This is a genomic window from Streptomyces silaceus (assembly GCF_001419745.1).
Taxonomy (GTDB): Bacteria; Actinomycetota; Actinomycetes; order Streptomycetales; family Streptomycetaceae; genus Streptomyces; species Streptomyces silaceus.
This window is the reverse complement of the sequence record NZ_LIRJ01000108.1, coordinates 1-13,757: the sequence shown is the minus strand read 5'-3', so window position 1 is coordinate 13,757 and position 13,757 is coordinate 1. Positions and strand designations below refer to the sequence as shown.

11 protein-coding genes are annotated in these 13,757 nt (G+C 72.9%); 3 read left to right on the top strand and 8 right to left on the bottom strand.

The window, feature by feature from the left end:
• Window positions 1-88: 88 nt before the first annotated feature.
• Entirely contained in the window at window positions 89-952 is an 864-nt protein-coding gene (locus AOK22_RS12550; protein WP_055698696.1) for an ABC transporter permease, read from the bottom strand.
• Between the two features lie 300 nt (window positions 953-1,252).
• Here AOK22_RS12550 and AOK22_RS12545 point away from each other — a divergent pair, with 300 nt between their 5' ends.
• Window positions 1,253-2,266 (top strand): substrate-binding domain-containing protein, encoded by a 1,014-nt coding sequence (locus tag AOK22_RS12545; protein ID WP_055698695.1) that lies wholly within the window; start codon window positions 1,253-1,255, stop codon window positions 2,264-2,266.
• 124 nt (window positions 2,267-2,390) lie between these two features.
• On the opposite strand, the gene AOK22_RS12540 is transcribed toward AOK22_RS12545, so the two are convergent.
• Window positions 2,391-3,017: a TetR/AcrR family transcriptional regulator gene (locus tag AOK22_RS12540; RefSeq protein WP_055698694.1), complete on the bottom strand. Its 627-nt coding sequence runs from the start codon at window positions 3,015-3,017 to the stop codon at window positions 2,391-2,393.
• A 229-nt stretch (window positions 3,018-3,246) separates the two neighbouring features.
• Between AOK22_RS12540 and AOK22_RS12535 the strand changes: the two genes are divergently transcribed.
• Complete coding sequence (locus tag AOK22_RS12535; protein ID WP_055698693.1) at window positions 3,247-4,035, top strand: SDR family NAD(P)-dependent oxidoreductase; 789 nt, start codon at window positions 3,247-3,249, stop codon at window positions 4,033-4,035.
• 22 nt (window positions 4,036-4,057) lie between these two features.
• On the opposite strand, the gene AOK22_RS12530 is transcribed toward AOK22_RS12535, so the two are convergent.
• Window positions 4,058-4,957, bottom strand: coding sequence for a LysR family transcriptional regulator (locus AOK22_RS12530; RefSeq protein ID WP_055698692.1), 900 nt, complete (start codon window positions 4,955-4,957; stop codon window positions 4,058-4,060).
• Window positions 4,958-5,352: 395 nt separating this feature from the next.
• Here AOK22_RS12530 and AOK22_RS12525 point away from each other — a divergent pair, with 395 nt between their 5' ends.
• Window positions 5,353-6,693, top strand: a complete 1,341-nt coding sequence (locus tag AOK22_RS12525; protein ID WP_055698691.1) for a fibronectin type III domain-containing protein — start codon at window positions 5,353-5,355, stop codon at window positions 6,691-6,693.
• A 55-nt stretch (window positions 6,694-6,748) separates the two neighbouring features.
• Here the strand turns inward: AOK22_RS12525 and AOK22_RS12520 are convergent, their stop codons facing one another.
• From AOK22_RS12520 to AOK22_RS12500, 5 genes are all read right to left on the bottom strand, one after another.
• Window positions 6,749-7,987 carry a glycine C-acetyltransferase gene (locus AOK22_RS12520; protein WP_055698690.1) on the bottom strand — a complete coding sequence of 413 codons (1,239 nt, stop codon included), beginning with the start codon at window positions 7,985-7,987 and terminating at the stop codon, window positions 6,749-6,751.
• Window positions 7,988-8,074: 87 nt separating this feature from the next.
• Entirely contained in the window at window positions 8,075-9,103 is a 1,029-nt protein-coding gene (tdh, locus tag AOK22_RS12515; RefSeq protein WP_055698689.1) for an L-threonine 3-dehydrogenase, read from the bottom strand.
• Window positions 9,104-9,226: 123 nt separating this feature from the next.
• Window positions 9,227-10,411, bottom strand: a complete 1,185-nt coding sequence (locus AOK22_RS12510) for a Gfo/Idh/MocA family protein (protein WP_055698688.1) — start codon at window positions 10,409-10,411, stop codon at window positions 9,227-9,229.
• A 203-nt stretch (window positions 10,412-10,614) separates the two neighbouring features.
• On the bottom strand, window positions 10,615-12,849 hold the full coding sequence (locus AOK22_RS12505; RefSeq protein ID WP_055698687.1) for a discoidin domain-containing protein: 2,235 nt from the start codon (window positions 12,847-12,849) through the stop codon (window positions 10,615-10,617).
• The coding region (locus tag AOK22_RS12500; RefSeq protein WP_167357843.1) for a M1 family metallopeptidase at window positions 12,846-13,757 on the bottom strand (912 nt) is incomplete at its 5' end. The genes AOK22_RS12505 and AOK22_RS12500, both read right to left, overlap by 4 nt.

Sequence of the window (13,757 nt, the reverse complement as noted above, 5' to 3'; positions counted from 1 at the left end):
GGGGGGGCGGGGCGGGTGCGTGCGGAAGAGGTGCGTGCGAAGGAGGTGCGCGCGAAGGAGGTGCGTGCGATGGGGGGATACGGAGGGGTCAGTACGCCGTGGTGGCGGCCGTGTCCCTGCGGCTGGCGTGCCACGGCAGCAGCAGCTTCTCGGCGATCTCGACGAGCACGAACAGGACGACGCCGATCAGCGACATGACGAGCAGCCCCGCGAAGAGCATCGGGGTGTCGAGGTTGCCGTTGGCCTGGAGGATCACATAGCCGAGACCCTCGTTCGCGCCGACGAACTCGCCGACGACGGCGCCGGTGACGGCGAGTGTGACGGCGACCTTCAGACCGGAGAAGAGGTGCGGCAGCGAGGCCGGGAACCGGATCTTGAGGAAGGTCTGCCAGGGCCGCGCGCCCATGGTGGCGGAGAGCTGCAGCATCTCGGGGTCCACGGCCTTGAGGCCGGTCACCATCGAGATGACGACGGGGAAGAAGGCGATCAGGACGGCGATGAGGATCTTCGGGCCGATGCCGAAGCCGAGCCAGACGACGAACAGGGGGGCGATGGCGATCTTCGGGACGACCTGGGCGAACAGGAGGATGGGGTAGAGGGTCTTCTCGACCGTCGTCGAGGCGACCATCAGGACGGCGGAGGCGATGCCGACGGCCACCGCGATGGCGAAGCCGAGCAGGGTCTCGTAGGTGGTGACCCAGCTGTGCTGCCAGAGGTAGTCGGGCTTGTCGAGGACGACGTCGAGGGTCGCGCCGGGCGAGGGCACGAGATAGGCCTCGACCATCTCCGTCGCGGCGATCGCCCACCAGGCGCCGAAGCAGACGACCAGCAGGGCGAGCGGACGCCAGCTCCTCTCGGCCGCCTCGGCCGCGCGCCGCCGAAGCGTCGGACGTCGCCGCTCGGCGACTCCCGCCGTCTTCACGGGAGTTGTGGACAGTGCGCTCTGGCTCACGTGGAACTCCCTGACATTCGGCGGTGTACGGCGAAGTGCGGAGGCAAGTGGGTGGAGATGCGCTGCGACGGGTGCGGGGTCCGGTGGAGTCGAGGGTGCCGGGGGTGCGTGGAGAGTGGAGAGGAGGGTGCCGAGAGGGGACGAGAGGGGGACGAGAAAACGCTTTCAGAAAGCGCTTTCTGACACACTGTCCGCCACGCTAATGACTGGCTGACCGCAGGGTCAATAGGTCGGACCCGAGTTTCGCGGCGCGCCACGGCCCCGGGGGGTGCGGTGAGGGAAGCCGAGCGAGGGCTGCACGTGACGCTGGACGCGGTCGCCAGGACCGCCGGGGTCTCCCCCGCCACCGCGTCCCGCGCGCTCAACGGCACGGCCCGGGTCCGCGACGACCTGCGCGGCCGCGTCCTCGCCGCCGCGGACCGCCTCGGCTACATCCCCAACGCCCATACCCAGGCGCTCGCCAGCGCCTCCAGCAACACCGTCGGCGTCATCTGCCACGATGTCGGCGACCCGTACTTCGCGGCGATCGCGAGCGGCGTGACGGCCGCGGCGGCCGAACGCGGCCTGCTCGTCATGCCGGCGGGCAGGTTCCGCGAGCCGGGGAGCGAGATCGCGTACGTCTCGATGCTGCGGGCCCAACGGGCCCGCGCCGTCCTCCTCATCGGCTCCGGCTTCCAGGACCCGTCCTGGGAAAGGCAGTTGGACGCCGAGCTGGGCCCCTACACGCGCGCCGGCGGACGCGTCGCCGTCGTCAGCAGGCACCGGAGCCTGCGCGTGGACACGGTACTGCCGGAGAACCGGGCGGGCGCGGGCGCGCCGGCCCGCGCCCTCCTCGGGCTCGACCACCGGGACTTCGCCGTCCTCACCGGCCCCGAACGCCTGACGACGGTCGCCGACCGGCTCGGCGGGTTCCGTGCCGCGCCGGCGGAGGCGGGCGTGGCGCTGCCGCGGGAGCGGGTGGTGGAGGGGGCGTTCACGCGGGACGGCGGGTACGCGGCCGCGGCGGAGCTGCTGCGCCGGGGCCGCCCGCCGACGTGCGTCTTCGCGGTGACGGACGTGATGGCGGTCGGCGCGCTCGCCGCGCTGCGGGAGCGGGGCGTGCGGGTGCCGGACGACGTGTCGCTCGCGGGCTTCGACGACATCCCTCTCGTACGGGAGCTGACCCCGCCGTTGACGACGGTGGCGCTGCCGCTCGCGCGGATGGGCCGCGACGTCCTGGAACTGGCCCTGCGCGAGCCGCGGGGCCGGCGGTCGCGGGTGCGGCGGGTCCCGGGCGAGGTGGTGCTGCGGGGGAGCACCGGGCGGTACTCCTAGCGGCGCCGTGCGCTTCCCTTCGGGTGCCGTGCACCTTCCCTTCAGGTGCCGTGCACCTTCCCTTCAGGTGCCGTGCGCCTCCCTTCAGGTGCTGTGCGATCCCCTTAGGGACCGGTCCGCCCCGTCAGGCGCCACGCACCCCCGCCTCTCCCCCGCCTATGCCGCGCAGCAAGGTGTCGACCACGAGCGTCGCCAGCTCGTCGACGTCCTCGGCGCCGTCGGTCTCGTCCGCGCGGTTGTGGGCGGCCTCGTGGATGAGGGCGTAGTAGACGCGACGGGCCCACTCCAGGTCGGTGTCCGGACGCAGCACGCCGGTGTCGCGCGCCCGCCGGAAGAGGCGGTCGCACTGGTCGAGGACGTCGGCGTGCGCCCGCGCCACCTCCGGGTCCCGCGACTCGGCCCTGCTCATCGCGAATCCCCAACTGATCTTCACCCGCAGGACGTTGGCGGTCGCCTGGTAGAGGGCGATCAGGGGCGGGGCGGTGTCGGGGCGGGCGCTGGTCACCGCCTCGTGGAACTGGCGCGCGGCCCAGGCGGTGAGCGCGTCCACCAGGGCGTCGCGGCTGGTGAAGCGGCGGTGCACGGTGGTCCGCGCGACGCCCGCGGCCGCCGCGATCTGCTCCATCGTGGCCGCGGGGTTCGCGCTCAGGACGCGCTCGGCGGCGGCCAGGATGGTGTGCACGGTCCGCTCGGCGTCCGCGCGCAGCGGCCGCCGACGCGCACCTTCCCGGCTCCGCTGGTCCTGCTCCACGTGGCTTCCTTCCACCGATCCGCACACGCCGTCCGCACACGCCGTCCGCACACGCCGTCCGCACACGCCGTCCGCACACGCCGTCCGTACACGCCGATCCCGCCGAGATGGTACGTCACGGATACCCATCCGAAGCTACTTGCAACATCAATGTTGCAAGTCCTATGGTTCACGCATCGTTCGAGACACACCTACGGAACGATCCACTCAGGAAGCAGGGGAGCTCTCCATGGATCTGCAGCTGACCGGCAAGACCGCCCTCGTGACGGGTGCGAGCCGGGGCATCGGCCTGGCCACCGTCTCCGCGCTGAGGGCCGAGGGCATGCGCGTGGTCGCGGCGGCCCGGACGATCACGCCGGAGCTGAAGGCCACCGGCGCCACCGGCATCGCCGTCGACCTGTCCGCGCCCGACGCCCCCGCCCGCCTCGTCGCGCAGGCCGAGGAGGTGCTCGGCGGGCTCGACCTCCTGGTCAACAACGTCGGCGGCGGCGACACCGGCGAGGGCTGGGCGGGCGGCTTCCTCACCTTCACCGACGAGCAGTGGCAGGAGACGTTCGAGCTGAACTTCCTCGCCTCGGTGCGCACCACGCGGGCCGCGCTGCCCCACCTCACCCGGGGCGGCGGCGCGATCGTCAACGTCTCCTCCACCAGCGCGCTGACCCCGCACGCCGGCCCCATCCCGTACAGCACCGCCAAGGCCGCGCTGACGGCGTTCGGCAAGGGCATCGCCGAGGAGTTCGGGCCGCAGGGCGTGCGCGTCAACACCGTCTCGCCGGGGCCCGTCCGCACGGACATGTGGGAGAGCCCCGACGGCTACGGGGCGGAGGTCGCCAAGGCCATGAACGTGTCCCAGGAGGAGCTGCTCGCCCACCTCCCGGCCACGGCGGGCATGGTCACCGGACGGTTCGTCAGCCCGTCCGAAGTGGCCGCCCTCATCGCCTACTTGGGCTCGCCGCTCGCCGCGAGCACCACGGGGGCCGACCACGTCATCGACGGCAACTCGGTCAAGACGGTCTGAGTCCGCCGACCGGCGCGGCGGCTCAGCCCGCCGCCTCCCCCAGCGCGTCCAGCACCGGACGGATCAGCGGATGCTCCTCCGCGCCGCACCGCACCGCGGCGAACACCCGGCGTGTGGGTGCCGCGCCCTCCACCGGGCGCACCACGGCCCCCGAGAGGTCCATGCCGCGCAGCGCCGAGCGCGGCACGAGGGCGACGCCCACCCCGGCCGCGGCGAGGGCCACCACGGCCCGGAAGTCGTCCGACCAGTGCTCCAGCATCGGCTGGAACCCGGCCTGTTCGCAGGCGAGGACGACCACGTCGTGGCACGGGTTGCCCGCGAAGGGGCCGATCCAGGCGTCCTTGGCGAGCTCGCCGAGCGGCACCCGGCCGGCGTCCGCGAGCCGGTGGCCGAGCGGGAGCACCGCGTCGAAGGGCTCGGCGTAGAGCGGTACGCGGGTCAGCCGGGGGTCGTCCGCGCCCGGCGCCCCCCGGTACTCGACGGCGACGGCCACGTCCACCTGCCGGTCGAGGACCATCGGCAGGCTCGCGTCGCCCTCGGCGTCCTGCACGCGGACCCGGATCCCGGGCGCGGTGGCGGCGAGGCGGGCGAGGGCGGGGCCGACGACCAGGCCGATACCGGTGGCGAAGGAGGCGACGGTCACCGTCCCGGCCTCGCCTGAGCTGTACGCGGCGAGCTCGGCCTCGGCGCGCTCCAGCTGGGCCAGGACCGCGTTGGTGTGCGTCAGGAGGATCTCGCCGGCAGCGGTCAGCCGCACCCCGCGCGCCGAGCGCTCGACCAGGCGGTGGCCCGTCTCCTGCTCCAGGGCCGTGAGCTGCTGGGAGACCGCCGACGGGGTGAGGTAGAGCGCGGCGGCAGCGGCCGTGACCGTGCGGTGGTCGGCCACCGCACGGAGGATGTGCAGCCGCCGTGCTTCGATCATGGGGCAATTCTCCCCCACGGGGGTCTTCCGCGTACCACTGGGCCGCGCCGTGCCGCCGGGTTCCGCCGTGCGGAGGGGGCGCGGGGCAACGGCCGGGACGCGTCACCGGGCCGGTACGGGCTCGTCACCCCGTTCTCCTCGCCCCTTCCAGGGCGCGCCGCCATCGGGCGTCGCCGCACAACTCGCCTGGTACGTGGCCGGGTTCACAGCCCCCACCGCCCCGCCACGCCGAGAGCCGCCTCCCCTTTCCCGGTCATATACAGCTACAGTGCCTTGCCCCCACAAAGCACCACCCGCACCAAGCACCAGGAACGCAGCGCCAGCAACTCCCCCCACGACTGCATCCCGAGCCGCGTACGCCCGTACGTGGTTCCACCGGAAAGGGAACGCCAGCCGTGTCTCACCACCCTCGCCTCAGGCCGACCGTCGTCGCCTCCGCGGCCGCCGTCGTCGTCCTCGCCCTCGGCTTCACCGGCACCGCCCACGCGGCCACGCCCGCCGCGGCCGCCGGCTCCCTCGGCAGCATCGGGGACGACCCCGACCAGCCCGACAACCCCCTCTACGACGCCCCCGAGGGCTTCATGGCCACCTCCGGGCGCGAGGCCGTGTCCCTCTCCTGGAGCACGCTCTCCGCGGCCACGTCCTACGAGGTGTACCGCGCCGAGGCCGAGGGCACCGGGCCGGACGAGGTCGGCCCCTACGAGCGGATCGCCACCGTGTCCACGGGCTCGTACACCGACAGCGCCGCCGACCCCGACGTCGAGTACGCCTACAAGGTCCGCGCCCTGGACGACGCCGGGCACGTCTCGCCCTACACCGAGCCCCAGCGGGGCACCGTCGACACCGTCGCGCCCTTCGCGCCCCGCGACCTCACCCGTACCCGCGAGGACGAGCGCGGCGTGACGCTGACGTGGCGCAGCGGCGACTCGGACGCGGTGAAGTACGTGGTGTACCGCGCCGAGTCCCCCAACGCGCCCCGCACCAAGGTCGGTTCGACGACGTCGCTGACCCTCCGCGACACGAAGGGCGAGGCGGGCCTCACGTACACGTACGAGGTGCGCGGTGTCGACGCCGTCGGGAACGAGTCCGGGGCGTCCAACCTCGTGACCGGCACCAGGACCGTCACCGCCGCCACCGCGCCCAAGGCCCCCGTCCTCGGCAACGCGTCCCTCGTGGGCAGGCGGCTGACCCTGTCGTGGACGCAGAGCCCGTACGTGCCGGTCTCCTCGTACACCGTCTACCGCGCCAAGTCGCCCCAGGTCGACATCACCGACCCGGCCAACCGCGTGGCCACCGTGTCGCGGACCGAGTACACCGCCACGGTCGGCGAGGACCAGGGCGAGCGGGACTACTACTACGCCGTCGTCGCCACGACCCAGCACTCCGTCTCCTCGCCCGCCTCCACGGCGGTCAGGCCGACCTACAGCGAGGCGAAGCGGCCGCCCGCCACGGAGTTCTACGACGTCAAGGCGGGTGCGGGCTCGGTGCGGCTCGCCTGGTACGCCGTCGGCTACGGCAGCGGCGACTCGCCCGTGACCGGCTACCGCGTCTACCGCTCCACGAGCCCTCGCGTCACCAAGGAGAACGCGGAGTTCAGCGACGTCACGAGCGGCACGGAGTACGTGGACCGGGGCCTGACGGCCGGCACGACGTACTACTACGCCGTCGCCACCCTCAACGCCGACGGCCAGGAGTCCGTCCTCTCCCCCGAGTCGTCGGCCACGCCCACCGCCTGACGGCGAAGGGCCGGGAGGCGGTCCGCCTCCCGGCCCTGTCCGGGCGTACCGCCTGCTAGGCCGCCAGCTCCGCGCGCGCCGCGACGAACGCGTCCACCGCGCGGTTCACGTCCTCCGTGGAGTGCGCGGCCGACAGCTGGACCCGGATGCGGGCCTGGCCCTGCGGGACCACGGGGTAGGAGAAGCCGATCACGTACACGCCGCGCTCCAGGAGGAGCTCGGCCATCCGGCCCGCGACGGCCGCGTCGCCGATCATGACCGGGGCGATGGCGTGGTCGCCGGGCAGGACGTCGAAGCCCTCCTCGGTCATCCGCGAGCGGAACAGCGCGGTGTTCGAGGCGAGCTGTTCGCGCAGGTCACCGGCGGACTCCAGGAGGTCGATGACCTTCAGCGAGGCGGCCGCGATCACCGGGGCGAGCGTGTTCGAGAAGAGGTACGGGCGCGAGCGCTGGCGCAGCAGCGCGACGATCTCGGCGCGGGCGGCGACGTAGCCGCCGGAGGCGCCGCCGAGCGCCTTGCCCAGCGTGCCCGTGATGATGTCGACGCGGTCCATGACGCCGTGCAGTTCGGGGGTGCCGCGCCCGCCGGGGCCGACGAAGCCGACGGCGTGCGAGTCGTCGACCATGACCATGGCGTCGTAGCGCTCGGCGAGGTCGCAGATGTCGGTGAGTGGGGCGACGTAGCCGTCCATGGAGAAGACGCCGTCGGTGACGATCAGCTTGCGGCGGGCGCCGCCCTCGGTGGCCTCCTTGAGCTGCTTCTCCAGGTCGGCCATGTCGCGGTTGGCGTAGCGGAAGCGGCGCGCCTTGGACAGGCGGATGCCGTCGATGATCGAGGCGTGGTTGAGGGCGTCGGAGATCACCGCGTCCTCGGCGCCGAGGAGCGTCTCGAAGACACCGCCGTTGGCGTCGAAGCAGGAGGAATAGAGGATCGTGTCCTCCTGGCCGAGGAAGGCGGACAGGCGCGCCTCCAGCTCCTTGTGCACCTCCTGCGTGCCGCAGATGAAGCGGACGGAGGCCATGCCGTAGCCCCAGCGGTCGAGCGCCTCGTGCGCGGCGGCGACGACCTCGGGGTGGTCGGCGAGGCCGAGGTAGTTGTTCGCGCAGAAGTTGAGGACCTCGCCGGGGCGGCCTTCCCCCATCTCTCGGCTGCGCTCGATCAGGGGAGACCCCATTGCGGTGACGGCGACGGTCGCGGACTGCGGGGTGCCGATGACGCGCTCGGGCTTGTGCAGGCCCGCGGCCTTGATCTCGTCGAGGGTGGCCTGGAGGTCGTCGCGTACGTTGTCGAACATGCTGCTTCCTTAAGGGGGTTCAGAAGGCGGTGAAGGCGGTGGGGACGCGGCGGGCGACGGGGGCCGCCGCGGCGGGGAGCCGGCGGGTCAGGCGGTCCAGTCCAGGATGACCTTGCCGCCGCGGCCGCTCGCCGCGTCGTCGAAGGCCGCCTCGAAGTCGCGGTGGTCGTACCGGCCGGTGATCACGGGGGCCAGGTCGAGGCCGCCTTCGAGCAGGACGGACATCGCGTACCAGGTCTCGAACATCTCGCGGCCGTAGATGCCCTTGATCGTGATCATCGAGGTGACGATCCGGGCCCAGTCGACGGCGAACTCCTCGGCCGGCAGGCCGAGCATGGCGATCTTGCCGCCGTGCGTCATGTTGGCGACCATGTCGCGCATCGCGCGCGGGTTGCCGGACATCTCCAGGCCGACGTCGAAGCCCTCGCGCAGGCCGAGCCGGCGCTGCCCGTCGGCGATCGAGGACTCGCCCACGTTCAGGGCGAGGCTGACGCCGATCTTGCGGGCCAGCTCCAGGCGCTCCTCGCTGACGTCGGTGATCACGACGTTGCGGGCGCCCGCGTGCCGGGCGACGGCCGCCGCCATCAGGCCGATGGGGCCCGCCCCGGTGATCAGGACGTCCTCGCCGACCAGCGGGAAGGACAGGGCCGTGTGGACGGCGTTGCCGAAGGGGTCGAAGACGGCGGCCACGTCGAGGTCCACGGGGACGCGGTGCACCCAGACGTTCGAGGCCGGGAGCGCCACGTACTCGGCGAAGGCGCCGTCCCGTCCGACGCCGAGCCCGACGGTGGCGCGGCACAGGTGGCGCCGCCCGGCCAGGCAGTTGCGGCACTTGCCGCACACCAGGTGGCCCTCGCCGCTGACCCGGTCGCCGATCGCGATGTCGGCGACGTCGCGGCCGGTCTCCACGACCTCGCCGACGAACTCGTGCCCGACCACAAGCGGCGCGGCGATCGTCTGCTGGGCCCAGCCGTCCCAGGCCCGGATGTGCAGGTCGGTGCCGCAGATCCCGGTGCGGAGCACCTTGATCAGGACGTCTCCGTGGCCGATCACCGGCTCCGGTACGTCCATGAGCCGCAGACCCGGCTCCGCCTTCTCCTTGACCAGCGCCTTCAACGCAACGGCTCCTGTCGTACGTCGCTCATTCATCCGACGTCACAGGAATCTTCCCTACGGCGGCGCCCCGGTCCATCGAGGATTTCTTAAGCGCCGCCGCAGCTTTCCTTCAGACCTCGCGGGTCAGCGGGTCTGACCGCGTTCGAAGTAGGCGATCAGCTCCGGGTCGAGGTCGGGCACCTCGCGCGGGATCCCGCCGTCCCGCAGCGACTCGGTCGCCCGTACGCCGGCCGCGACCGCCATCCGCGCCGCGACCGGCGAGGTGTCGGTGCGCCCGCCCTCGCGTACGAAGCGGACGAACTCGTCGACGAGCAGCGGGTCGGCGCCGCCGTGCCCGCCGTCGTCCTGGGCGTCCGGCACCGGGTGGGCGGCGTCGGCCTCGCCGCGGTACCCCGACCGGCGCGAGTTCCACACCTTGACCACTCCCCCGGGCCCGTCGCCGAAGTTCTCCAGGCGGCCCGCGTCACCGATGACGGTGTAGTTGCGCCAGTAGTCGGGGGTGAAGTGGCACTGCTGGTAGGCGGCCAGCACGCCGTTGTCGAGGCGCATGTTGACCAGGGAGACGTCCTCGACGTCGATGACGGGGTTGAGGTCGCGCTGGGTGTGCGGCGGCCAGTGGCCGTCCCTCGTGTACCAGTCGTCCGTCTTCGGCTCGCCCGGGGCGCGGCGGTGCGGATTGTCGCCGTAGACCATCAGGTCGCCGAGCGCCTGCACGTGCCGGGTGTAGCCGCCCGCGAGCCAGTGCAGCACGTCGATGTCGTGGGCGGCCTTCTGGAGCAACAGGCCGGTGGTGTAACGCCGTTCGGCGTGCCAGTCCTTGAAGTACCAGTCGCCGCCGTAGCCGACGAAGTGGCGCACCCAGACGGTCTTGACCGCGCCGATCCCACCGCGCTCGATGATGTCGCGCATCAGGCGGACCACGGGCATGTGGCGCATGTTGTGCCCGACGTACAGGCGGGTGCCCGTCTCGTACGCGGTGCGCAGGATCTCGTCGCAGGCCTCGACGCCCGTCTCCAGGGGCTTCTCGACGAAGACGGGCTTGCCCTCGCGCAGCGCCTCGCACGCCAGCGCCGCGTGGGTGTGGTCGGGGGTGAGGACGACGATCGCGTCGACGTCCGGGTCCTCGACGACCTTGCGGTGGTCGCCGGATATCAGGGCGCCGGGGAAGGCCACCGCAGCCTCGGCGCGGGCGGTGGCGTCGTGGTCGGCGAGCGCGGTGACGCGCGAGCCCGCTCCGGGCCGGTGTGCGGTGCGGGCGAGCGAGCCGCGCAGTCCGTAGCCGAGAACGCCGAGACGGAGGTCGGTCATGGAACTTCCTTCGCTTGTGCCGGTGTTGCGGGTGCTGTCCATGGGCGTGCGGGTGCGGTGAATGAGCTTGATCCTTATCTATCCGGCCCCGGCCTCCGGTGTCGAGGCATGTGCGGCGGTGAGTACGCGAAGGTCCGGCCCCCGGCGGGCAGGGGCCGGACCTGGGCGGTTCGCCGGCTCCGGTGGCAGGCGGCCGGGCCCGGCTACGGGTGGACGAGCACGTGCGCGAGTCCCACCCGCCCGGTGCCGGTGAGTCTGATCCGCACGAATCGGGCCTCCTGGCCCCCGCCGAACTCCACGAGCGTGGGCCGCAGCGCCTTCCCGCTCACGTGCCGCGTCCCGGCGTCGGCGAAGTCGGCCGTCCTCGACAGCTGGACGGCGAAGTCCCCGGTCGTCGTCGAGGCGTCGTTCCACACCTCGACCTGCCGCACGCGCCGCACGCCGCCGAGGTCGACCTGCCACCAGGCACCGGGCTCGGCGCGCGTGCGGGTGTCGGTGGTGGTGTCGCCGTCGAGGGCGTACGCGGCCGGGGCCGTGCCGTCCGTCGAGGACTGGGTCGCGGTGCCGTGGCGCGCCAGGTCGGTGCGCAGCTGTTCGGCCCGCTGGGGGCGGGCGCCGGCCCGCTCGGCCACGGCCAGCGCCTCGGCGGGCAGCCGGTCGAGTCCGGTGCGGTTGTCCGCCATGGTCGAACCGGTGCCGGCGAGGGCCGGGGCGTCGGTGTCGGTCCAGTTGCCGGTGGCGTGGTTCTGGATGCCGTAGTCCGCCCAGTTGGAGACCCATTTGTAGCCGATGCGGGTCAGGACGTTGCCCTCGACGCGGATGTGGGAGGACTGCTCGTCGAGGTAGATGCCGTTGCCGTCGCGCTCGGTGTTGCCGTACGCCGAGCGGTTGATGTAGTTCCCGGTGACGACCGTGCCGGGCTGGGCGCCCTGGGTGTAGATGGCGCCGCCGTCGTGCTGGTCGTGCTCGACCCGCATGACGTCCGTGACGCGGTTGGCGGTGATGCGGTTGTCCCGCAGGACGGAGTCGCGGGCCTCGGGCTGGTTCCAGCCCCAGCCGACGGAGATCCCCGAGTAGGGCAGGTCCTCCAGGGTGTTGTGGTCGACGCTCAGCTCCGCCTCGTACCCCGCCCAGATCCCCACCGCGTCCGTGTACTCGACTCCGGTGTGCCGGATGGTGTTGTACGCGACGCTGTTGCGCTCCCCCGCGAGGACGGGGTCCGGCTTCGGCTCGGTGTCGCCGACGTAGACGGCCCCCGAGGAGAGGTCGGTGAAGCGCGAGCGGATGACGGTGGAGTCCTTGGTGCCCGCTTCGAGGACGACGCCCGCGCCGCCGAGATGGGTGAACCCGGCCCGGTCGACGGCCACGTGACGTCCGCCGCGCACGGTGAGCGCCGCGGCCGGCTTGGTGTAGTGGCGGCCTGCGTGGTCGACGGGCCCGGTGGTGCCGGTGAGGGTGAGGCCCGCCTGGGTGCCCGCGTAGCCCTCGTCGGTGGCGGGCTGCCGGTAGGCGGCGTGGGCGAAGGTGATGCCCTCGACGCGGAGGTCGTGGGCGCCGTCGAGGACCATGAGGCGCTCGGTGGCAGGGGTGAGCACGCGCGTGTGGCGCGGGTTCTCACCGGCGCGCGGGAGGTAGGTGACGGTGCGGTCCGCGGCGTCCCACACGAACTCGCCCGGCTCGTCGAGGAGTTCGCGGGCGTTCTCGAAGAAGGCGACGCCGTGGTAGCGGGCGGAGTCGACGGTGGTGGAGTCCCAGGCGGGGCCCGTGCGGTTCGTGCCGCTCGACGCGTTGGTCCAGCAGGGCCGCGCGAAGGTGATGTCGTCGCCCCGCACCCCGGCGATCCGGCAGCGGTAGGTGCGCCAGCGGACCTTGATGACGGCCTCGGCGCCGGTCGGCCTGTGCCACCGCGCGATCCCGGTGGCCTCGGCGCCCGTCATGCCCGCCGTGGTGGCGTCGCAGGTGGCGGCGGGGCAGGCGGCGCCCCGGGCGCGGACGGCGCGGCGGCCGTCGACGAAGAGCTGGCGCGGGGTGACCCCGTCGGGGACGGCGGCGGTCCAGGTGCCGTCCGCGTTCCTGGCCCAGCCCCCGATCGCGCGGCCGCCGGAGAGCACGGGGTCGGCGCCGGGTGCGGCGGTCCAGGTGACGGTGTGCCCGCCGCGCCCGGAGTCGGCGGCGCCCAGCTCCAGCGGTTCGGTCACCTCATAGGTGCCGTCGGCGAGTTCGACGCGGATGTCGCGCCCGTCGATGGTGCGGGCGGCGTCGCGAGCGCCGGTCGGTGAGCAGGGGCGCGCCGCGCTGCACGCGTCGCCGCTGCCGTGCGGCGCGGCGTGCAGGACGCGCGGGCCCGGCGGGGCGGCGGCGACCGGCGGGGCCGCCGACGTGCCGAGCGCCAGCACGGAGACGACGGTGGCGGCGAGAACGGGGAAGCGCCGCCTCATCGCGTGCCACCCCAGTCCGGGTGTCCGGGCATGGGCGGGTTGTCGAGGTCGAAGAGCCAGTGGCGCAGGAAGGTGCCGACGGACGCGTCACCCGTCACCTTCACCGCGTTGGCGACGAAGTCCTCGGTGGAGGCGTTGCCGTGCCGGTACTTGGTCAGCCACGCCTTCATGACCGCGTCGAACTCGCCCTGCCCGATCCGCTGCTTGAGGGCGTAGAGGGAGACGGCGGCGCCGTCGTAGATGTTGAAGCCGCCGAGTCCGGTGGGCTTGCCGGGCGGGCCGTCGGTCTTGCGGACCGCGTCGAGCTTGTCGTACGCGGTCCTCATCTTCTCCTCGATGGGCTGGAAGCCCTTCTGGTCCGCCCACACGGCGGCGTAGTACACGGCGGGCCCCTCGTTCAGCCAGGCGTCCTGCCAGGTGGCGGGGGTGACGGAGTCCCCGAACCACTGGTGGGTCAGCTCGTGGACCATGGTCGTGGAGTAGGTGGGGCGGTCGAACCAGCCGGGGCCGAAGAGGGAGAGCGTCTGGTTCTCCAGCGCGTCGCCGTAGCCGTCGCGGACGATCTGCACGCCGTACGTGTCGAAGGGGTAGCGCACACCCAGGGTCTTCTCCAGCCAGGCGAGCTGCCCGCCGGTCTCCTCCACGATGGGGCGGTATGTGGCCGTCTGGTCCTCGGGGACGAGGTGGCGCAGCTTCACGCCGTGCGGGCCGCGCCCGTGGACGTAGCTCTGCTTGTTCACCGAGATCCCCAACAGCTCCGGTGCCATGGGGGACTTGAGGGAGAAGTCCCAGGTCTCCTTGGCGCCGGGGGCGGCGCGGCGGCCGGTGAGGTTGCCGTTGGCGGCGGGGGTCCAGCCCTGGGGCGCGGTCAGGTGGAAGGTCCAGGTCGCCTTGTCGGAGGGGTGGTC